This is a genomic window from Saccharopolyspora endophytica, from assembly GCF_018070075.1.
GTDB lineage: Bacteria > Actinomycetota > Actinomycetes > Mycobacteriales > Pseudonocardiaceae > Saccharopolyspora > Saccharopolyspora endophytica.
On the sequence record NZ_JAGPXE010000010.1, the window covers coordinates 258,079 to 277,509 of the forward strand.

18 protein-coding genes are annotated in these 19,431 nt (G+C 70.1%); 12 read left to right on the forward strand and 6 right to left on the reverse strand.

The genetic code is table 11. The annotated features are described in order from the left end of the window. The first annotated feature begins 18 nt into the window (after nt 1–18). From KBO27_RS23215 to KBO27_RS23225, 3 genes are read left to right on the forward strand one after another with little or no spacing between them, the layout of a single operon-like run. On the forward strand, nt 19–2,019 hold the full coding sequence (locus KBO27_RS23215; protein WP_210971983.1) for a hypothetical protein: 2,001 nt from the start codon (nt 19–21) through the stop codon (nt 2,017–2,019). A 20-nt stretch (nt 2,020–2,039) separates the two neighbouring features. Continuing rightward, nucleotides 2,040–3,596: an ABC transporter substrate-binding protein gene (locus KBO27_RS23220; protein WP_210971984.1), complete on the forward strand. Its 1,557-nt coding sequence runs from the start codon at nt 2,040–2,042 to the stop codon at nt 3,594–3,596. Nucleotides 3,597–3,614: 18 nt separating this feature from the next. Then, on the forward strand, nt 3,615–4,859 hold the full coding sequence (locus KBO27_RS23225; RefSeq protein WP_210971985.1) for an amidohydrolase: 1,245 nt from the start codon (nt 3,615–3,617) through the stop codon (nt 4,857–4,859). A 23-nt stretch (nt 4,860–4,882) separates the two neighbouring features. Here the strand turns inward: KBO27_RS23225 and KBO27_RS23230 are convergent, their stop codons facing one another. Continuing rightward, nucleotides 4,883–5,761, reverse strand: coding sequence for a Vgb family protein (locus tag KBO27_RS23230; protein ID WP_307870562.1), 879 nt, complete (start codon nt 5,759–5,761; stop codon nt 4,883–4,885). 51 nt (nt 5,762–5,812) lie between these two features. Further along, nucleotides 5,813–6,250, reverse strand: a complete 438-nt coding sequence (locus tag KBO27_RS23235) for a MarR family winged helix-turn-helix transcriptional regulator (protein WP_307870563.1) — start codon at nt 6,248–6,250, stop codon at nt 5,813–5,815. An 80-nt stretch (nt 6,251–6,330) separates the two neighbouring features. On the opposite strand from KBO27_RS23235, the gene KBO27_RS23240 reads away from it, so the two are divergent. After that, nucleotides 6,331–6,741 carry a DUF6010 family protein gene (locus tag KBO27_RS23240; RefSeq protein ID WP_307870564.1) on the forward strand — a complete coding sequence of 137 codons (411 nt, stop codon included), beginning with the start codon at nt 6,331–6,333 and terminating at the stop codon, nt 6,739–6,741. Here KBO27_RS23240 and KBO27_RS23245 read toward each other — a convergent pair whose 3' ends face one another. After that, nucleotides 6,742–7,275, reverse strand: coding sequence for a TetR/AcrR family transcriptional regulator (locus KBO27_RS23245; protein WP_246537815.1), 534 nt, complete (start codon nt 7,273–7,275; stop codon nt 6,742–6,744). Nucleotides 7,276–7,334: 59 nt separating this feature from the next. Here KBO27_RS23245 and KBO27_RS23250 point away from each other — a divergent pair, with 59 nt between their 5' ends. Continuing rightward, a complete protein-coding gene (locus KBO27_RS23250) occupies nt 7,335–8,222 on the forward strand; it encodes an aldo/keto reductase (protein WP_210971988.1) in 888 nt (295 codons plus the stop codon). A gap of 39 nt (nt 8,223–8,261) precedes the next feature. After that, nucleotides 8,262–9,671 carry an amidase gene (locus KBO27_RS23255; RefSeq protein WP_210971989.1) on the forward strand — a complete coding sequence of 470 codons (1,410 nt, stop codon included), beginning with the start codon at nt 8,262–8,264 and terminating at the stop codon, nt 9,669–9,671. On the opposite strand, the gene KBO27_RS23260 is transcribed toward KBO27_RS23255, so the two are convergent. Then, on the reverse strand, nt 9,668–10,234 hold the full coding sequence (locus tag KBO27_RS23260; RefSeq protein WP_210971990.1) for a TetR/AcrR family transcriptional regulator: 567 nt from the start codon (nt 10,232–10,234) through the stop codon (nt 9,668–9,670). The two genes, KBO27_RS23255 and KBO27_RS23260, sit on opposite strands and share 4 nt — an antisense overlap. Before the next feature lie 232 nt (nt 10,235–10,466). On the opposite strand from KBO27_RS23260, the gene KBO27_RS23265 reads away from it, so the two are divergent. The 3 genes from KBO27_RS23265 to KBO27_RS23275 are packed head-to-tail and all read left to right on the forward strand — an operon-like array spanning nt 10,467 to nt 14,031. Then, nucleotides 10,467–10,910, forward strand: a complete 444-nt coding sequence (locus KBO27_RS23265) for a (2Fe-2S)-binding protein (RefSeq protein WP_210971991.1) — start codon at nt 10,467–10,469, stop codon at nt 10,908–10,910. After that, nucleotides 10,910–11,872 (forward strand): FAD binding domain-containing protein, encoded by a 963-nt coding sequence (locus KBO27_RS23270; protein ID WP_210971992.1) that lies wholly within the window; start codon nt 10,910–10,912, stop codon nt 11,870–11,872. The genes KBO27_RS23265 and KBO27_RS23270 overlap by 1 nt, the downstream gene beginning before the upstream one ends. Then, nucleotides 11,869–14,031 carry a xanthine dehydrogenase family protein molybdopterin-binding subunit gene (locus KBO27_RS23275; RefSeq protein ID WP_210971993.1) on the forward strand — a complete coding sequence of 721 codons (2,163 nt, stop codon included), beginning with the start codon at nt 11,869–11,871 and terminating at the stop codon, nt 14,029–14,031. Before KBO27_RS23270 ends, KBO27_RS23275 begins: the two co-directional genes overlap by 4 nt. Before the next feature lie 43 nt (nt 14,032–14,074). Here KBO27_RS23275 and KBO27_RS23280 read toward each other — a convergent pair whose 3' ends face one another. Further along, nucleotides 14,075–14,536: a carboxymuconolactone decarboxylase family protein gene (locus tag KBO27_RS23280; protein ID WP_210971994.1), complete on the reverse strand. Its 462-nt coding sequence runs from the start codon at nt 14,534–14,536 to the stop codon at nt 14,075–14,077. 74 nt (nt 14,537–14,610) lie between these two features. Next, the gene (locus KBO27_RS23285) at nt 14,611–15,105 is read right to left on the reverse strand and encodes an RrF2 family transcriptional regulator (RefSeq protein WP_210971995.1); all 495 of its coding nucleotides are present in this window, start codon (nt 15,103–15,105) and stop codon (nt 14,611–14,613) included. 158 nt (nt 15,106–15,263) lie between these two features. Here KBO27_RS23285 and KBO27_RS23290 point away from each other — a divergent pair, with 158 nt between their 5' ends. From KBO27_RS23290 to KBO27_RS23300, 3 genes are all read left to right on the forward strand, one after another. Continuing rightward, nucleotides 15,264–16,889, forward strand: a complete 1,626-nt coding sequence (locus KBO27_RS23290; RefSeq protein ID WP_210971996.1) for an alpha-amylase family glycosyl hydrolase — start codon at nt 15,264–15,266, stop codon at nt 16,887–16,889. A 178-nt stretch (nt 16,890–17,067) separates the two neighbouring features. Then, entirely contained in the window at nt 17,068–18,693 is a 1,626-nt protein-coding gene (locus KBO27_RS23295) for an alpha-amylase family glycosyl hydrolase (protein ID WP_210971997.1), read from the forward strand. A 340-nt stretch (nt 18,694–19,033) separates the two neighbouring features. Further along, complete coding sequence (locus KBO27_RS23300) at nt 19,034–19,372, forward strand: hypothetical protein (RefSeq protein ID WP_210971998.1); 339 nt, start codon at nt 19,034–19,036, stop codon at nt 19,370–19,372. Nucleotides 19,373–19,431 lie beyond the last annotated feature (59 nt).

A 19,431-nucleotide genomic window follows, 5' to 3' on the forward strand; every position in this document is an offset into this window, starting at 1 on the left:
GAGGCGAGGGGGATGCGGATGACGGAGCCCGTGCGGTTGACCGACAGCGCCATGCTCGCCCGACGCCTCTTGTGGAACCGGGCCACCGACGAACCTTCCAGCGCTCAGCCCATCATGGTGCTGCTCGGACCGACCGGCTCGGGCAAAACGCGGGCGCTGCAGTCCATCTCGCAGGACTGCGGGAACGGCGTGGTGCACGCCAAGCCGTTCGACTTCGGGCGCGAGCAGCCCGCGACCACCGTCGTGGCGCTGGCCGCGATCTCCGAAGACCTCTCCCGCCGCTGGCGAGCACGGCGGAGCGCGAAGTTCACCCGCTTCGCGCTCGGGCTGGTCGCCGTGCAGGCCAACCTCGACACCTTCGACCGGGTCAAGGCCAGGGCCCAGATGAGCGCCGCGCTGCGCGAGTTCGCCGAAAGCCCGCGTGCGAACGACATCGCAGGTCAGGTGGACTCCACCGCCGACGCGGCCGAACCGCTGCTGGACCCGGTGCTGGTCACCGCGGCGAAGTTGGTGCTGCCGCGGCTGATCCGCACGATCGGCCGGAGATCGCTGGCCGGCGCCAAGCGCTGGCACGCCGACATCCCGGAGGCCGAGGGTGCCGAGCCGCTGGACGCGCTGATCCAGCTCAGCCGTCGGGCCCGCAGCGAACCCGAGGCCATGACGGCCTGGCTGACCTCGGCCTTCCTGGCCGACGTGCGGGAGAGCCACCCGGTCATGGCGCGCCCGGAACTGGGCAGCCCGTGCTCCTGCGAGAACGAGGCCGGCAAGACCCACTCGCACAACTGGGTCGTGCTGCTGGACAACCTCGACCACCCCGGCGGGTACGCGTTCCTCGGCGACATCATCGCCGCGCGCGAACGACATCTCAGGCAGCACAACGAGCACGATCCGCTGCTGTTCATCGGCACCAGCGGCCGGTGGAACCCCGAGTGGGAATCGCACTGGCACGCACCGTGGAAGTCCGCTGCCACCAGATCCGACGAGGTCCTGGTGGTGCCGCGCTGCCGCGACGCGGGCCACTGGCGCAACAACTCCGGAGTGGACAGACCGCAGGCACCCGTGCACCCGGTGCTGCTGGAACCGCTGGAGATCGAGGAGACCGCGGGCCTGATCGGGCGCAGCCCGTACTTCAGCGAGGCGAAGCTGGCACAGCGCGCCACCGCCGGACTCCCGAAGGCGGTCGAGGCGGTCTCCGAGATACTGCCCACGGCGCGGTTGCGGGAAGGCAGGCGCGACATCCTCGAACCCGCCGAGTCGACGCCCGAAGCGTGGCAGGAACGACTGACCGATCTGCGCGTCTCCGAGCAGCTGCAGGACGTGGACCTCGCGGAATTCGTCAACGCGGCTCCGTTCGCGACCGCGCCGTGGCTCGTCCCGGCCGAGTCGACCAGCCTCGTCTCGCTGCCGCAGACCGGCCGCATCCTCACCGAGCTGCGCAGCGCGCTGTGGGTGATCGCCCCGGATCGCGACGGCGGAACCGAGGACCAGTCCCTGCTGCACCCGTGGATCGCCCGGACGCTGCTGTTCGCCCTCAACGCGCGCGGTGAGCAGGATGGGGGCTCCTACGAGACGCAGTTCAAGGCGCTGCTCAACGATCCGCACACCCGGCGCGACCTCGCCCGCACCTCCTACTGCCTGCTCGCGCTGGGCCGGTTCGGCGAGGTCGTCGACACCCTGCACGAACGCTTCGACCAGATGTCGCACCAGAAGTGGGTCGACCTGCTGGTCCTGGTCACCAGCGCTCCGGACGACAAACCGCTGCAGCGCGACAACGCCCAGGTCTACGCCGACCTCGTCGAGCAGGACCTGCGGGACGGACCCGCCGAGCGGGACCAGGTGCGCAACGTGCTCGCGCGGTTGATCGCCGCGTACTGGCTGATCGCGAATCCGCTGGCCGGTCCTGACCGGGAGCGCAAGAACATCGTCGTGCAGAGCTTCCACGAACTCGCACCACTGTCACACCGCCCGGACGTCGCGGCGCTCTACGAAGCCGCACGCCGGGCTGACCAGCTGTTCTGACCCTTCGGATTGGACCGGTCATGCCCCTGTTCCGAAGCTCCACCTCGTCCGCCCCGGTGCAGCCCCGATCCTGGCTGCGCCGCCACAAGTTCATCGCCGCCGCAGTGGTCGTCGTGGTGGTCGCCGCCGGCCTGGCGGTCTGGCAGCCCTGGAAACCGTGCGGCAACGGGATGAGGACGATCGCATCGTCTCCCAACTGCGTGGGGATCGACGTCGACAACACATCGTTCGGTGACAACGACGCCACCCGTGACCTGAGGCAGCGCATCAACGAGCACAACGCGACGGTGACCGCTCCGGATTTCGTCACCGTGGTGGTGCTGGACAACATGACCCCGGACGCCCAATTCGACAGCATCGGCGCGGAACATGTGAAGCACGGTGTGGCAGGCGCGCTGACAGCCGCCTCGCGGGCCAACAACGAGCTGGTCGCGAAGGCCACCTCGCCCAAGGTGAAGCTGAAGTTGGCCAACTACGGCGCAGCGAATGAGGAGGCGGACGTCGCCGCGCAAGCGATCATCGACGCGCGTGACAGCGAACGCATCGTCGCGGTCGTGGGGTTGGGGCAAAGCATGGACCACACGCGGTTGGCGGCGACCAAGTTGTCCGAGGCGGGGCTCGCGGTGGTCAGCGGGATGGCGAGTGCCGACAACATGAATCGGAGCTTCGACGGCGATCCGGCGTACATCCAGCGGTTCTACCGGATCACGCCGACCAACATCGACGCCGCCAAGGCCGCCGTGGGCTTCCTGAAGCCCAACCAGGAGGACAAGCTCCTGCTGGTCCACGACACGAATCCGAGCGACATCTATTCCGGCACGCTCGCCGATGCGTTCAAGGACGCCTACCACGAGAAGTTCCAGAGGTACCCAGGCGAGCAGCCCTTCGATTCCCCGACCAAGCTGAACACGGGCACGCGTGACGAGTACATGGAGAAGATGTTCGCCAACGTCTTCTCCAGGATTTGTGCTGAGCAACCCGACCAGGTCTACTTCGCCGGCCGCGGGGCCGATCTGGAGGTGTTCCTGAAAACCATCGCGTCGAACGGCATCTGCGTCAACGACCTCAACCTGGACATCATCACCAGCGATGACGCCAGCAGCCTCCTGAACCGGCCACTGCCCGTCTTCGCCCCGAAGCAGGTCAGGGTCTTCTACACCAGCGTCGCGACTCAAGACCAGTGGGATCACGCCGATCCGCCTCAGCCGGACAACCAGGCCGAGTACCAGAAGTTCGAGGAGGCGTTCGACCAGTTGGAGCTGGAGGACGACGCCCTGGTTGACGGCTACGCGATGTCGATGCACGACGCGGTGCTTGTCGCCACCGCCGCCGCACGCGGCTTCGAGACCGCTGGGGAGAACTACCAGCTGGTGTCGGACTGGATCAAGAAGTTCGACTGCGAAGGTGCGTTTTCCGGTGCTACGGGCAAAATCGCCTACAAGACCGATCCTGCGGTCCAGGGCAACCCCGTGGACAAGGCGATGCCGATCTTGCAGCTGCAACCCGACGGTCGGCCGGTCCAGGTGGACCTGGTCTGGCCTTCCGGGCAGCCGTTCGGCCCGCAATCATGCCGGTAGTCGGTGTATGGAGGGCTCATGGACGAGGTTTTTCGGCGGTTGGACGACATCCGCGACGACCTGACGGCGCTGTACAAGGACCTGCACGCGCATCCTGAGCTGTCGTTCCAGGAGTACCGCACGGCTGCCGAGGTCGCGCGGCGGTTGGAGGCGCTGGGGCTGGAGGTCACCACAGGGGTCGGTCGCACCGGGGTGGTCGGGGTGCTGCGCAACGGGGCCGGGCCGACGGTGCTGCTGCGCGCGGACTTCGACGCGCTGCCGGTGCTGGAGCAGACCGGGCTCGACTACGCGAGCGCGCAGCGGGCCACGGCCGCCGACGGCTCGGACGTCCCGGTGATGCACGCCTGCGGTCACGACATGCACGTCACCAGCCTGCTGGGGGCGCTGGACCTGCTGATCGCGGCGCGTTCTCGCTGGTCGGGGACGGTGGTGGCGGTGTTCCAGCCGGCCGAGGAGATCGGGGCCGGGGCGCGGGCGATGCTCGACGACGGGTTCCTGGAGCGCTTCCCGCGACCGGACGTCTGCCTCGGGCAGCACGTGTTCCCGTTCCAGAGCGGGTTCGTGGGCATGATGAGCGGGCCGAGCATGTCGGCCGCCGACAGCGTCAAGATCACCATGTTCGGTCGCGGCGGGCACGGTTCGCAGCCGCAGAACGCGATCGATCCGGTGGTGATGGCATCGGCGACGGTGATGCGGTTGCAGACGGTCGTCTCCCGCGAGGTCTCCGGTGATGACACCGCCGTGGTCACCGTCGGCTCGATCCGCGCGGGAACCAAGGAGAACATCATCCCCGACCAGGCGGAGCTGCTGGTCAACATCCGGTCCTTCGACGAACGCGTCCGCGAGCGGGTCCTGGCGGCCGTCCGCCGCATCGTCCGGGCGGAGGCGATCGCGTCCGGTGCCGAGCGAGAACCGGAGTTCGAGGAGCTGACCCGGTTCCCGCTGCTGGTCAACGACCCCGACGCCACTTCCCGGACCACCGGTGCTCTGCGCGCCGCGCTGGGAGACCACGCGGTGCTCGACCTGCCGCCCGCCATGGCCAGCGAGGACGTCGGCCTGTTCGGCTCGGCGGCGGGAGTTCCCACCTGCTACTGGTTCTTCGGCGGCACGGAACCCGGCCGCTTCCAGCGGGCTCTGGCCGAGGACCGGGTGGCGCAGGAGGTCCCGGCCAACCACTCGCCGGGTTTCGCCCCGGTGATCGAACCGACCCTCACCACCGGCGTCACAGCCCTCACCGCGGCCGCCCTGGAGTGGCTCGCCTGAGCTGCGGTGTCCGTCGTGCCGGGTCAGCTCGGACCGGAACGGCCGCGGGCGAGCGCTCCGGATTCCAGGGCGACCCAGAGCGTCCCGTCGGGAGCCAGGGCGAGCCCGTGCGGCTCGGAGGACGGATCGGGGAGCGCGTGGGTCTCGACGTGCCCATCGGGGGTGACGTGACCGAGGCGGCCCGCGGCCCACTCGGTGAACCAGCACGTCCCGTCGGGTGCGGCGACGATCGCGTGCGGCCGGGCGGCGCGGTCGGGGAGCGGGAACTCGGCGATGTCGCCGTCGGGCCGGATGCGGCCGACCTGACCAGCGCCGATCTCGACGAACCACAACGCGTCCACGTGGGCGGTGAGCCCGACCGGGGCCGCGTTCTCGGTGGGCAGCGGGAAGACCTCCACCTCGCCGCCGGTGCTGATGCGCCCGATCGCGTTGGCCTGGTTCAGGGTGAACCACAACGCCCCGTCAGGACCGCTGGTGATGATCGAGGGGAACCCGCCCGGCTCGGGCAGGTCGTACTCGGTGATCTCGCCGTCGACGGTGATCCGGCCGATCCGGTCGGTGCTCATCGCCGTGAACCACAACGCGGCATCCGGACCGACCGCGAGCCCGTACGGGTTGGCGCCGGGCACGTCGAACCCGGCGACGGCACCGTCGGTGCCGATCCGCCCGATCCGGTTGCCCTGGTACAGGGTGCACCACACGGCCTCGTCAGGTCCGGCGACGATCACCGTCGGCCGGGAATCCGCCGGGCCGACCGGGAATCCCCGGTAGCTCCCGTCGGGATCGAGCCGACCGACCCGACCGTGGTGCACCTCCGTGCACCAGATCGCACCGTCCGGACCGACCGCGACCCCGTAAGGCCCGCACCCGGTTTCGCCGACCGGGATCTCCACGAATTCCACCCGCGCAGCCTTCACGACGAACGCGCCTGCGACAACTGAATTTCCGCCGCTTCACCCCTGCGGTGGCGCGAAGGCGTGGAGGAGCGCCCGGGTCAGGGCGGAGCGGTCCTCGGCCGGGACCGCGGCGAGGAGCTTCTCGTCCGCCTCCGCGATGACGTGTCGGGCCGTCGCGCGGAGGGATTCGCCGTGCTCGGTGACCTGGAGCCGGGCGGTCCGGCCGCGGCCCGCCTCGGTCGTGCGCTCGACGGCGCCGAGGGCTTCGAGCTGGTTGAGGGTGGCCTGCATGCTCTGCGCGGTGACCCCGGCGCGGCGGGCGAGTTCGCTGTAGGACAGCCCGGGCTCGTGGGCGAGGTGGCCGAGCGCGGAGAGGTGCCGCAGCGACAGCCCGCTGGTGCGGAGCTCGCGCTCGACCTGGTCGCGCAGTCTCCGCCCCAGGTTCATGATCAGGAAGGTCGGGCTCGGCGGCGGTGCGCCCTCGGGGAAGCTCACCGGGCCATCCTCCCACCCTTGTCGCGGTTGCAGCCTGGCTGTAACTTAAAGTTTCAGCCAGGCTGAAACTAGGAGGACTCGTGGATACCGCGATCAACCTGATCTCGCCCGTGATCATCGCCGTCGTCTACATCGCGCTGTGCTCGCTGCTGCCCGAGCCGACCAGGCAGAAGTTCAACGCGCTGATGATCGCCGGAGCCGGGGCCGTCTACACCTCCGGCGGTGGGATGGGCGCCTGGGAGATGGCGTTCACCGCGGTGCTGACCTTCTGCGCGTACAAGGGGCTGGCGGACTACCGCTGGATCGGCCTCGCCTGGCTGCTGCACACCGCGTGGGACGTCGTGCACCACGTCAAGGGCGCGCCGATCATCCCGGCCTTCGAGCACTCGTCCCTCGGCTGCGCCATCTGCGACCCGATCCTGGCGGTGTGGATGTTCCGCGGTGCTCCGGCGATCCAGACCTGGCTGACGCCGAAGCGCGCGGCCGTGTGATCAGGGGCGCAGGGCGTCCATCAGCAGGTCGAGCAGCCGGCCGGCCTGTTCGGGCCGGTCGGCGCCGCAGGAGAGGAAGACGCCGACGATCCCGGCCACGACGTCCTCGGGGAGCACGTCGGCGCGCAGCGATCCGTCGGCGGCACCGGCCTCCAGGACGGCTCGGGCGGCCTCGGCGAGTTCCGCTCGCTTCTCCGGCAGCGACGTGGCCGTGATGACCGCGCGCAGCGCTTCGGCCATCTCCCGCTTGGTGGCGATGTAGTCGGCGAACCGGTCCATCCACGCGCGCAGCGCGGCGTCCGGCGGCAGTTCGGCGAGCAGCTCGGCGGCGCTGTCGCGCAGCGCGGTGAACTCCGTGCGGTAGACCGCTTCGGCGAGCGACTCCCGGGTGGGGAAGTGGCGGTAGAGGGTGCCGATGCCGACGCCGGCCGCGCGCGCGACCGACTCCAGCGACACCTTCGCCTCGCCCGAGGCGAACGCCTCCCGCGCGGCCGCGATCAGGCGGTCCCGGTTCCGGCGCGCGTCGGCGCGCATCTCCTGAGGACTAATCGGAGGGTCCTCCGCCTGGCTCTCCACTATGACAGGAGCGCACCATGACCACATCCACCACGGCGGTCCTGGCCGGTCGTCCCGTGGCCCGCGTCGGGTACGGCGCGATGCAGCTGCCCGGGCGGGACCGGGACGCCGCGATCGCGGTCCTGCGCCGCGCGGTCGAAGCGGGCGTCAACCACATCGACACCGCGCACTTCTACGGACCCGGCGAGGCGAACGCGCTGATCCGCGAGGCCCTGCACCCCTACCCGGACGGCCTCGTGCTGGTCAGCAAGGTCGGCGCCGAGCACGCTCCGGAGACCGAGATCGGCCTGGCGCTCGCGCAGCGCCCGGAGCAGCTGCGCGCCGGCGTCGAGGCGAACCTCGCCCAGCTCGGCGTGGAGCAGATCCCGGTGGTCAACCTGCGTCGCACCGACGCCCCGCCCGGGGTCGTCGCCGAAGGCGATCAGCTGGTCGACCTGGACGACCAGCTCGCCGAGCTCTCCGCGCTGCGCGAGGAGGGCAAGATCGGCGCCATCGGTCTCAGCGCCGTGAGCCCGGACAAGCTCGAGCAGGCGCTGCCGGTCGGTGTCGCCTGCGTCCAGAACGCGCACAGCGTCCTGGACCGCCGGGCCGAACCGGTCCTGGAGATCTGCCGCGAGCACGGCATCCCGTGGGTCCCGTTCTTCCCGCTGGGCTCGGCGTTCCCGGCCGGGTCGGCGTTCCCGGGCACGTCGAAGGTCACCGACCACCCGGTCGTCGTCGGCATCGCCGCCGCGCTGGGCGCCACCCCGGCCCAAGTCGGGTTGGCCTGGGAGTTGGCGCACTACGACAACACCCTGCTCATCCCGGGCACCGCCGATCCCGCCCACCTCGACGCCAACATCGCGTCCGGGGAGGTGCGGTTGAGCGCCGAAGCCCAGTCCGAACTGGACGCGCTCGCCGGATAATCAGGAGACAGCACCGCGAATCCGTGGTCTCCTCATCGCATGGGGGACGAGGAGCTGTGGAAGTGCACCGCGACCGAGATCGCGGCCGCGGTCGCCGATCGCCAGGTGAGCGCGAGCGAGGTCGTCGAAGCGCACCTGGAGCGGATCGAGGCGGTCAACCCGCAGGTCAACGCCGTGGCGGAGGTCTTCGCCGACACCGCGCGAGCCGAAGCCGCCGAGCTCGACGCGAGACTCGCGGGTGGCGCGGAACCCGGCCCGCTGGCGGGAGTTCCGTTCACCGTGAAGGACAACACCGACGTTGCGGGCCGCGCCACCACGCACGGACTGGCGCGGTTCCGCGACTTCGTGCGACCGGTGGACGCGCCACCGGTCGCCCGGCTCCGCCGAGCCGGGGCGATCCCGATCGGGCACAGCAACCTGCCCACCATGACCCTGCGCGGCATGCACACCGTCAGCGAGCTGCACGGGCACACGATCAACCCGTGGGACCCGGCGAAGACGCCCGGCGGTACCAGCGGCGGCGACGCCGTCGCGGTGGCGACCGGGATGGCGCCGGTCGGGCTGGGCAACGACTCCGGCGGCTCGTTGCGGAATCCCGCCACGTTCGGCGGGGTCTGCGGTCTCAAGCCGAGCACCGGGCGGTACCCGTCGGATCACCGGTTCGGGCCGGACGACCCGTCGCTGAGCTCGCAGCTCTTCCCGGTCGACGGACCGATGGCGCGCACCGTCGGTGAGCTGCGCGTCGCGCACCGGGCGCTGGTCGGGACCGAAGCGCGCGATCCGCGCGCGGTTCCGGTTCCCGCCGAGGGCCCGGAGCCTCAGCGCCCGGTCGAGGTGGGCGTGGTGGTCGACCCGACCGGGGGCGGGGTCGACGCCGAGGTGCGCGCGGGAATCCTCGCCGCTGCCGACGCCCTCGCCGAGGCCGGTCACGAGGTCGTCGAGGTGGAGGTGCCCAGGCTGCAGGAGGCCCTCGACGCCTACGGGAAGATGGTCATGACCGAGTTCGCGCCGGGCTGGCCGGTGATCCGCGACCTGATCGGTCCCGACGCGGCCCGCTACATGGAACTGTCCATGATGGAGGGAGCGCCCGTCGAGCTGCCGGAGTACCTGGCGCTCACCGGGGTGCGGTTGGGCCTCAGGCGTTCGTGGGCGGAGCTGCTGGAGCGGTTCCCGCTGCTGCTCGGGCCGGTCAGCACCAGGCTGTCGTTCGAGCCGGAGGAGGAGTCCCGGGGGCTGGAGGAGTTCCGCGCCTACAGCAGGTCGATGGCGCTGTGCACCGCGAGCAGCTTCGTCGGCGTCCCGGCGGTGGCGGTACCGGCGGGCACGGCGTCGGGTTTCCCGCGCGGCGTGCAGGTGATCGGCCCGATGTACCGCGAAGACCTCTGCCTGAACGCGGCCGAGCTGATCCAGAACGCCTTCGAGCCGAACACCCCGGTCGAACCGCGCTAGACGCTCATGCCTCGCCAGATGAGGTCGAGGAGGTCGGCGGTTTCCTGCTGCCAGTTGTGCTTGGGGTTGAGGTAGAAGAGCCCGCCGAGGCCGCGCAGCACCGTTTCCGGGTTCACGTCCGAGCGGACGTTGCCGGCCTCGACGTTGGCGCGCAGCAGGGCGGTGATCGCCTCGATCAGGGTTTCGTGGGCGTTGACCGGTAGTTCGGCGGGGGAGGACGTGGCGGCGACGAGCGCCTTGGCCAGGCCGCGCTTGGTCATCATGTAGTGCGCGAGGTGGTCGGTGACCCAGGTGCGGAGCGCTCGTTCGGGCTCGTGCCGCTCCAGCAGCTCCGGGACCACCTCGCCGAGGTGGTCCAGCTCGCGCTGGTAGACGGCGATGATGAGCGCCTCGGTGGTGGGGAAGTGCCGGTACACCGTGCCCACGCCGACGCCCGCCTGCTTGGCGATGTGGTTGAACGAGACCTGCTCCGAGCACGCCAGCGACCGGGCCGCGGTGTTGAGGATGGCCTCGTGGTTGCGCCGGGTGTCCGCGCGCCGGGGGTTCACCGAGCCCGTCGTCATCGTCCCTCCCCGGTCGGCTACCTGGTCTTCACCCGGAATGTAGTGCACCGCTCGCCGGACCTGGGCAGTCTTGAGGGTGAGAACACTCGCGCTCGTTGCGAAGCGGATAAAAATCCGGTAGCTTCGGTTCCAGCTGAAGTGGATGAGTATCCGATTCAGCCTTCGAGTCTAGCTCCCACCACCACGAGCATTCCGCCCAACGCCCACGGCGGAAGGGCGGGGAAGAGATTCTGTGGACCTCTCACTGGAAATCAACGGTAGGACGGAAGAGCTCAGCGTCGATCCCGGCGTGACCCTGCTCGACGCCCTGCGCGAGAAGCTCGGCGTCACCGGCCCCAAGAAGGGCTGCGACCGAGGGCAGTGCGGCGCTTGCACCGTGCACGTCGACGGCCGTCCCGTCCTGTCCTGCCTCACGCTGGCGGCCACCGTGCAGGAGCCGGTGACGACCGTCGAAGGGCTCGCCGACGGCGAGTCGCTGCACCCCGTGCAGCGGGCCTTCCTCGGCCAGGACGCGCTGCAGTGCGGTTTCTGCACGTCCGGCCAGGTCATGTCGGCCGTGGCCGCGGTCGAGCAGGACGTCGACGACGTCCGCGAGTTCATGTCCGGCAACATCTGCCGCTGCTCGGCCTACCCGAACATCGTGGCGGCAGTAGAACAGGCGAGGCAGGCGGGCTGATGCGCTCCTTCGAACTGACCGCACCCACCACGATCGACGAGGCGCTCGGCGGCACCGGCACGTTCCTGGCCGGAGGCACCACGCTCGTCGACCTGATGAAGCTCGACGTGCTGACCCCGCAGCGGGTGCAGAACATCAACGGCCTGCCGCTGCGCGGGATCGACACCTCCGACGGCCTGCGCATCGGCGCTCTGGAGCGGATGAGCGACGTGGCCGCGAATCCCGGTGTGTACCCGGTGATCTCGCGCGCGCTGCTGCAGAGCGCGTCGCAGCAGCTGCGCAACATGGCCAGCATCGGCGGGAACCTGATGCAGCGCACGCGGTGCAGCTACTTCCGCGACGTCGACATGCCCTGCAACCGTCGTGACCCGGGCAGCGGCTGCCCGGCGATCGAGGGCGCCAACCGGATGCACGCGATCCTGGGCACCAGCGACGCGTGCGCGGCCACCCACGCCAGCGACCTGGCGGTCGCGCTGGTCGCGCTCGACGCCGAGGTCCGGCTGGTCAGCGCCGACGGCGAGCGCACCGTCAAGCTCGCCGACTTCTACATGCAGCCGGGGCAGACGCCCGAGGCCGAGCACGACCTGCGCGAGGGCGAGCTGATCGGCGAGGTCGTCGTGCCGAAGCTGGACTGGGCGACCAACTCCACCTACGTCAAGGTCCGCGACCGGCAGTCCTACGAGTTCGCGCTGACCTCGGCCGCCGTGGCGCTCGACGTCCGCGACGGAGTGATCGCCGACGCCCGCGTCGCCGCGGGCGGTGTGGCGACGGTGCCGTGGAAGCTCGGCGTCGTCGAGGACGTGCTGCGCGGCAAGCCCGCCACCCAGGAGACCTTCGAAGCCGCCGCCGCGCTCGCCGCCGAAGGGGCGAAGCCGTTGTCCGGCAACGCGTTCAAGGTGTCCCTGCTGAAGCGGACCATCGTCCGCGCCCTGCTCGAAACCACCGAAGGGATGCAGCTGTGACCGCTCGGCTGGACGGCCCGCTGAAAGTCACCGGTCAGGCCAAGTACGGGGCCGACAACAACTTCCCCGGCATGGTCTACGGCTACCTCGTGCTCAGCACGATCGCCCACGGCGAGGTCGAGAGCATGGACGTCACCGCGGTCAAGAGCGCGCCGGGCGTGCTCGGCGTGTACACGCCGTTCGACACGCTGGAACTGGCCACGCCGAGCTCGATGCTGGGCGAGACCTGGGTCCCGCTGCAGAACCGCGAGGTCGCCTACTACGGCCAGCCGATCGGTCTCGTCATCGCCGAGACCTTCGAGCAGGCCCGCGACGCCGCGTCGCTGGTGGAGGTCGGCTACCAGGCAAAGCCCGCCAGGACCTCGTTCGAGGAGGGGCTGGCCGACGCCGAGGCGGCGCCCGGCCGCGAAGACCTGGAGATCCTCGACGCCGACGCCGGTGTCGAGTCCATCGCGGAGGCCTTCGCCGGCAGCCCGGTCGTCGTCGACCACACCTACTCGACCGCGACCCAGAACCACGCCGCGATGGAGCCGCACTCGGCGGTCGCGCTGTGGGAGGGCGGCGAGCTCACGCTCTACACGCCGAACCAGGGTTCGCACATGGTCGCCGCGGACGTGGCCACCGCGCTGGGCGTCGACGTCTCGCAGGTCCACGTCGTGAACCCGTACGTGGGCGGTGCTTTCGGCGGCAAGGGCAAGACCTCCACGCCGGCGTTCCTCGCGGCGGCGGCGAGCCGCGCGCTCGGACGGCCGGTCAAGGCCGTGCTGACCCGCGAGCAGGTGTTCACGGTGACCGCCGGTCGTGCGGCCACCCGGCAGAAGGTCGCGCTGGGCGCCGATCGCGAGGGCCGCCTGATCGCGGTGCAGCACGACTCGTGGTGCACCACGGACTCGGCCCGCTCGTTCGTCGAGCCGACCTCGCACGGGACCTCGCTGGAGTGGTACGCGACGCCGAACCTCGCGGTGTCGCAGCGGATCGTGCCGCTGAACGTGCCGCCGACGACGTTCATGCGCGCTCCCGGTGAGGCCCCGGGTTCGTTCGCTCTGGAGAGCGCGATCGACGAGCTGGCGGTGGAGCTGGGGATCGACCCGATCGAGCTGCGCAAGCGCAACAACTCGACGGCCCCGCCCGGCAAGGACCTGCAGTGGTCCAGCAAGCACCTCGACGAGTGCTTCGACATCGGCGCGCAGCGCTTCGGCTGGGCCAACCGCAGCCCGCAGGGCCGCAGCGAGGGCGACTGGCAGGTCGGCATGGGCGTGGCCGTGGCGATGTTCCCGGCGCTGCGCTTCCCGGCCACGGTCGGCATCGAACTGCGGGCCGACGGGACCGCCGTGGTCTCCACCAGCGGTGCGGACCCGGGCACCGGCCTGCTGACGGTGATGTCGACGATCGGTGCGGAGTCCCTGGACCTGCCCGAGGACCGGATCACCCCGCAGCTCGGCGACTCGGCGCTGCCGCCGGGCGGCCTGTCGGGTGGTTCCACGGCCACGGCCAGCGTGGGCACCGCGATCCAGCTCGCGGGCACCGCGGCGGTCGACGAGCTCACCGCGCTGGCCTCCGGGCCGGGTGCGCCGTTCGAGGGTGAGGAGGTCACCTACGCCCACGGCGAGCTGTTCGCCGGCGGGCGGTCGATGGCCTTCGGCGACCTGCTGCGGGAGCTGGGTCGCGACTCGGTGTCGGTCAGCGGTTCGTCCGCACCCGGCGAGGAGCTGACCAAGCACTCCTTCAGCTCGTTCGGCGCGCAGTTCGTCGAGGTCAAGGTGCACAAGTGGACTCGTGAGACCCGGGTGTCCCGGATGCTCGGCGTGTTCGACTGCGGCCGGATCATCAACGACAGGCTGGCCACCAGCCAGCTCCAGGGCGGCATGATCTGGGGCGTGTCGGCGGCGCTGCACGAGGCCATGGAGGTCGAGGGCGGCGGTCGGCTGGCCAACGGCGACTTCGCGAGCTACCTGCTGCCGGTCAACGCCGACATCCCCGAGGTGGACGTGGAGTTCGTGAAGTACCCGGACACGCTGCACAACTCGGTGGGCGCCAAGGGACTCGGCGAGATCGGCACGGTCGGCATGGCCGCCGCCGTCGCCAACGCGGTCCACAACGCCACCGGAATCCGGGTCCGCCACATCCCGATCACCATCGAGGACCTGCTGGTGGACTGAGGTCTTCGCCGGGCGGCCTCGGGGGAGGCCGCCCGGCGAATCCTCAGCGCGGGGTGTGCGAACCGGGCACGGTCCGGTTGATGACGCTGATGCGGTTCCAGGCGTTGATGGCCGCGATGAGCATCACCAGCGCGGTCAGGGTCGCCTCGTCGAACTCCTCGCGCGCCCTCTCGAAGACCTCGTCGGGCACGCCGTGCGGGTTGTCGGCCAGGCGGGTTCCCGATTCGGCCAGGTCCAGCGCCGCGCGCTCGGCGCTGGTGAAGTGCGGCGATTCGCGCCAGGCCGCGACGCCGAAGAGCCGCTCGTCGGTCTCGCCGCCCTGCTTCGCGTGCTTGCTGTGCATGTCGACGCAGAACGCGCAGCCGTTGATCTGGCTGACGCGCAGCTTGACCAGGTGCTGGAGGTTCTTCGGAACTCCGCTGCCTGCGAGGAACACCTCCAGCGAGCTCATCGCCGCGTAGCCGTCGCCCGCCTTGGCGGGCAGGTCGTCGATCCGTCCCTGCATCGTCATCTCCTTATCTCGGACATCTGATATCCAGAATTGGTTGCTGCCGGAACCCCTGCTGGGGAGGGGTTCGATCAGGTGCGGGTGTCGCCGAACCAGCGGCGGACCCGCTCGGCCGCGGCCGGGGAGTGCTCGTCCACGGTGGCCGCGATGTCGGCGATGGACTGCGACGCCAGCTCCCGGCGCCAGGCGAGCTCGGCCTTGCGCATGGAGGTGTGGATGGCGCACGGGGTGTCGCCGCGGCCTGAGACAGCGGAACCGCTGCCGGAACCGCCGCGGTGGCGGATCTCGGTGCACCGGAACGCTTCCTCGGAGCCTTCGATCGCCGCGACCACGTCCATCAGCGTGATCTTCTCCGGCGGGCGGGCGAGCCGGAAACCGCCGCGCGGCCCGGACGTCGAGGTGACGATCCCGGCCCGGGCCAGGGCCTGGAGCTGCTTGTTCATGTACGCGGCGGGGAGTTCGTAGAACGCGGCCAGCTTCGCCGCCGGCACGGCCCGGTCCTCGCCCAGCCATGCGAGGTTGAGGCAGCTGTGCACCGCCCACTCCACGCCCTCGTTCATCCGCACAACCCGGATACTAGATGTCCAGGATTAAATCTGGCAACGGGGATGGTCTGGTCCACTCGGGTCTGAACGCGTTCTTGCACGTTCCGGCGGGCGATCGAGCGGCGTAGCTTCGGCCTGACATTTTCATACGTATTCCGATTGGGGAAACGGATATGGCGGTGTCCAGGCGATCGTTCATGATCTCCACCGGAGCGCTGGTCGCGGGAGCGACCGTGCTGCCGATCTCCGAGCTACGTCCCCCGATGGCCCGCGCGGACGCCTCGTGGCTGGCCGACGCCGTGCTCTACCAGATCTACCCGCAGACCTACGCCGATGCCGACGGCACCGGAGTAGGCGACCTGCAGGGCATCATCGACCACCTCGATCACCTCCAGTGGCTCGGCATCACCGCGGTCTGGATGAACCCGATCTTCCCGTCGCCGCTGACCGACGCCGGCTACGACGTCTCCGACTACGTGGGCGTGCACGAGCGCTACGGCACGCAGGACGACGTCGCCCGGCTGACCGAGGAAGCGCGCAAGCGCGGCATCCGGATCCTGTTCGACCTGGTCGCCGGGCACACCTCGGACCAGCACCCGTGGTTCCTCAACTCGCTGCAGGACTTCTCCGACGACCGCTTCATCTGGGCGAGCCCGGACCAGTTCCCCGACGGCAACCTGCCGGAGAACTTCGTCGCCTCTCCTGGCCCGCGAGAAGGCGCGTTCCTGAAGAACTTCTACGACACCCAGCCGGCCATCAACTACGGCTACGCGCGGATGAACCCCGATGAACCGTGGCGCCAGCCGGTGGACGCCGAAGGTCCCAAGCGCAACCGCGCAGCGATGCGCGAGATCATGGACCACTGGCTGAACCTGGGGATCGCGGGCTTCCGCTGCGACATGGCGGGGAGCCTGATCAAGGACGACCCGGACCTCGTCGAGACCGGCAAGCTCTGGGGCGAGATGGCCGCCTGGCTGGACGAGAACCACCCCGACGCGGTGCTGGTCTCCGAGTGGGGTGATCCGAAGGTCGCGGTCCCGGCCGGGTTCGACGGCGACTTCTTCTTCCAGACCGGCGAGGCGTGGCGCTCGTTGTGGCAGGACAACCCGTACTTCGGCGCCGACGGGACCGGCACGGCCAAGATCTTCATCGACGCCTGGCGCGAGGCGGAGGACGCGATCGGGCGGCCCGGGGGAGTCATCCTGCCCTCGGCCAACCACGACACCGCCCTGCGGCTGAACAACGGCATCCGCACGCCGGAGGAGATCCCGGCGGCGTACGCGTTCTGGCTGACCTGGCCGATCGTCCCGCTGATCTACTACGGCGAGGAGATCGGCATGCGGCTGGTCGACGGCCTGCCGGACGTCGAGGGCAGCAACGGCCGGCAGAACAACCGGACACCGATGCAGTGGAACGACGGGCCCAACGCCGGGTTCTCCACCGCTCCTGCCGAGAACCTCTACCTGCCGCAGGATCCCGACCCGAACCGGCCGAACGTCGAGGCGCAGCGCGACGATCCGGGATCGCTGCTGAACCTCGTGCAGCGGCTCATCGCGCTGCGCCAGGCCAACCCCGAGCTCGGAACCGCCTCCGACGTGCAGGTCTTCCACGACGGCTACCCGCTGACCTACCTGCGCGGTGACCGGTTCCTGGTGACGGTCAACCCCAGCCGGGACGCGGTGACGGTCGCCGTCCCCGACGAACGGCTGGCGAACGCCACCGCCGTCGAGGACAGCGGTGTGACGATCAACGGCCAGGACATCACGGTCCCGGCCTTCGGATACGCCGTGCTCGACCTCCGCTGAACCTCGCGCGGCACCCGGTGACCACCGGGTGCCGCGCGGGTCGGTGGAGCCCGAGTTCTGGGAACGAGCGGTGCCGTTCGGCGTCTTTTGCCCATCGCTCGGATGGAGTACATTCAGCGCCGCTTGTGTATACGTATTCAGGACGGAGCTGGGTGCATTGGTGTCGAGGCGATCGTTCATGATCGGTACAGGTGCGGTGCTCGCGGGGGCCGCTGTGCTGCCGATCTCGCGGGTGAGTCCCGCTGCGGCGTCGGGTCAGCCCTCGTGGCTCGCCGACGCCGTGCTCTACCAGGTGTATCCCCAGAGCTTCGCCGACACCAACGGCGACGGCATCGGTGACCTGCGCGGCATCACCGAGCACCTCGACCACCTGGCGTGGCTGGGAGTCACCGCGATCTGGGTCAACCCGGTGTTCCCGTCGCCGTTCACCGACGCCGGCTACGACATCACCGACTACGTCGGCGTGCACCCGCGCTACGGCGCCCAGGAGGACGTGGCCGAGCTGGTCACCGAGGCGCGGGCCCGCGGCATCCGGGTGCTGTTCGACCTGGTCGCCGGGCACACCTCCGACCAGCACCCGTGGTTCCTGCAGTCCCTGCAGGACGACGCGGACAGCCGCTACGTGTGGGCGACCCCGGACCAGCTGCCGCCGGACGGCAGCCTGCCGGAGGACTTCGTCGCCTCGCCCGGTCCGCGCGAGGGCGCGTTCCTGAAGAACTACTACGAGACGCAGCCGGCCATCAACTACGGCTACGCGCGGATGAATCCGGACGAGCCGTGGCGCCAGCCGGTGGACGCCGAAGGTCCCAAGCGCAACCGCGCAGCGATGCGCGAGGTCATGGACCACTGGCTGAAGCTCGGTGTCTCCGGGTTCCGCTGCGACCTGGCCGCCACGCTGGTCAAGGACGACCCGGGCTGGGTCGAGACCGGCAAGCTGTGGGGCGAGATGCGGGCGTGGATGGATGAGAACCACCCCGACGCCGTGATGATCGCCGAGTGGGGCGACCCGGCGACCTCGGTCCCCGCCGGCTTCGACGGCGACTTCTTCCTGCCCGTCAACGGACCCGGCGACGGTGCGCCGTGGAAGTCGTTGTGGCAGGACAACCCGTACTTCGGCGCCGACGGCACCGGCAGCGCCAAGATCTTCGTCGACGCCTGGCAGCAGACCGAGCAGACCATCGGGAGCCCCGGTCACATCCTGCTGCCCTCGGCCAACCACGACGGCGCGCTGCGGCTGAACAACGGCGTGCGCACGCCTGAGGAGATCCCGGCGGCGTTTGCGTTCTGGCTGACCTGGCCGACCGTTCCGACGCTGTACTACGGCGAAGAGATCGGGATGCGGCTGATCGAGGGGCTGCCCGACGTCGAGGGCAGCGCCGGGCGGCAGAACAACCGCACGCCGATGCAGTGGAACGACGGGCCCAACGCCGGGTTCTCCACGGCCCCCGCCGACGAGCTCTACATCCCGCAGGACCCGGACCCGAACCGGCCGACCGTCGCAGGCCAGCTCGCGGACCAGGGCTCGCTGCTGAACTTCGTGCAGCGGGTCATCGCGCTGCGCAAGAAGCACCCCGAGCTCGGCAGCGGCGGCGCGGTGGAGGTGTTCCACGACGGCTACCCGCTGACCTACCTGCGCGGCGACCGCTTCCTGATCACGATCAACCCGAGCCGCGAGCAGGTCACCGTCGACGTCGCCGACGACCGGCTGGCTCAGGCCCGCCCGGTCGAGGACAGCGGTGTCCGCGTCGACGGGCGGACCATCACTGTCCCGGCCTTCGGCTACGCCATCCTCGACCTCGGCTAGAGGCTGTTGAGGAATTGCTTTGCGTGGCGGTGCGGGTGGCGGAAACCCCCGAAGGGGAAAGCACAGCGCCTTCGTGGTCTCCGTGCGCCGCTCCTGATGTATTCCGCTTACCCAGGGGGTGGACATCGGCGTCCCGGCGTACTCGCCACGAAGGCGCTGGCGAACCCGCGGCGGTGCGGGCTGAGTCCCACACCTGAAACAGCGGCTCCGCCGCATTCCTCAACAGCTCCTAGCAGCCGATTCCGGGGCCTTCTCGGGGAAATCTCCGGGAGGCCCCGGAATCGCCGCCCGCTCTCCGGCGCGATGCTGGTTCACACGGCCACATCACCTGGGGGAACGGATGAACCACGCGCGCGTCTACGAGATCCGGGTCGACGGATTCGCGAACCTCGCCGAGGCCATCGGGGCGCAGGACCCGGTCGCGCACCTGCTGTGCCCCGAGGAGTGGCACCGGGGCCCGTGCGAGATCCCGTGGAGCCTCGGCGTCGCCGACAACGCGGGCGATCCCGATCGCGCGGCCCTGGTGGTCGGCGTGCTCACCACCCGCGAGGAGGCGCTCGAACTCCTGCGTCCCATCGGCGAGGTGACGGGACGTCCGGCGGTGCTGGTCGAGGCCGACCCCTCGGACTACGAAGAACTCGTCGAGCAGCACCGCATCGAGGCGCTGATCGCCGACTGACGGCGTATTTCCGCCGTTTGCCCACGCGAGGCGGTCGGGCCCATACCCTTCAGCTGCGA

Excerpts from the sequence above, each read along its gene's own strand:
- KBO27_RS23215 (WP_210971983.1), top strand. The coding sequence starts at position 19 with ATGACGGAGCCCGTGCGGTTGACCGACAGCGCCATGCTCGCCCGACGC.
- KBO27_RS23220 (WP_210971984.1), top strand. The coding sequence starts at position 2,040 with ATGCCCCTGTTCCGAAGCTCCACCTCGTCCGCCCCGGTGCAGCCCCGA.
- KBO27_RS23225 (WP_210971985.1), top strand. The coding sequence starts at position 3,615 with ATGGACGAGGTTTTTCGGCGGTTGGACGACATCCGCGACGACCTGACG.
- KBO27_RS23245 (WP_246537815.1), bottom strand. The coding sequence starts at position 7,275 with ATGCGCGCCGACGCGCGCCGGAACCGGGACCGCCTGATCGCGGCCGCG.
- KBO27_RS23250 (WP_210971988.1), top strand. The coding sequence starts at position 7,335 with ATGACCACATCCACCACGGCGGTCCTGGCCGGTCGTCCCGTGGCCCGC.
- KBO27_RS23255 (WP_210971989.1), top strand. The coding sequence starts at position 8,262 with ATGGGGGACGAGGAGCTGTGGAAGTGCACCGCGACCGAGATCGCGGCC.
- KBO27_RS23260 (WP_210971990.1), bottom strand. The coding sequence starts at position 10,234 with ATGACGACGGGCTCGGTGAACCCCCGGCGCGCGGACACCCGGCGCAAC.
- KBO27_RS23270 (WP_210971992.1), top strand. The coding sequence starts at position 10,910 with ATGCGCTCCTTCGAACTGACCGCACCCACCACGATCGACGAGGCGCTC.
- KBO27_RS23280 (WP_210971994.1), bottom strand. The coding sequence starts at position 14,536 with ATGCAGGGACGGATCGACGACCTGCCCGCCAAGGCGGGCGACGGCTAC.
- KBO27_RS23295 (WP_210971997.1), top strand. The coding sequence starts at position 17,068 with ATGATCGGTACAGGTGCGGTGCTCGCGGGGGCCGCTGTGCTGCCGATC.
- KBO27_RS23300 (WP_210971998.1), top strand. The coding sequence starts at position 19,034 with ATGAACCACGCGCGCGTCTACGAGATCCGGGTCGACGGATTCGCGAAC.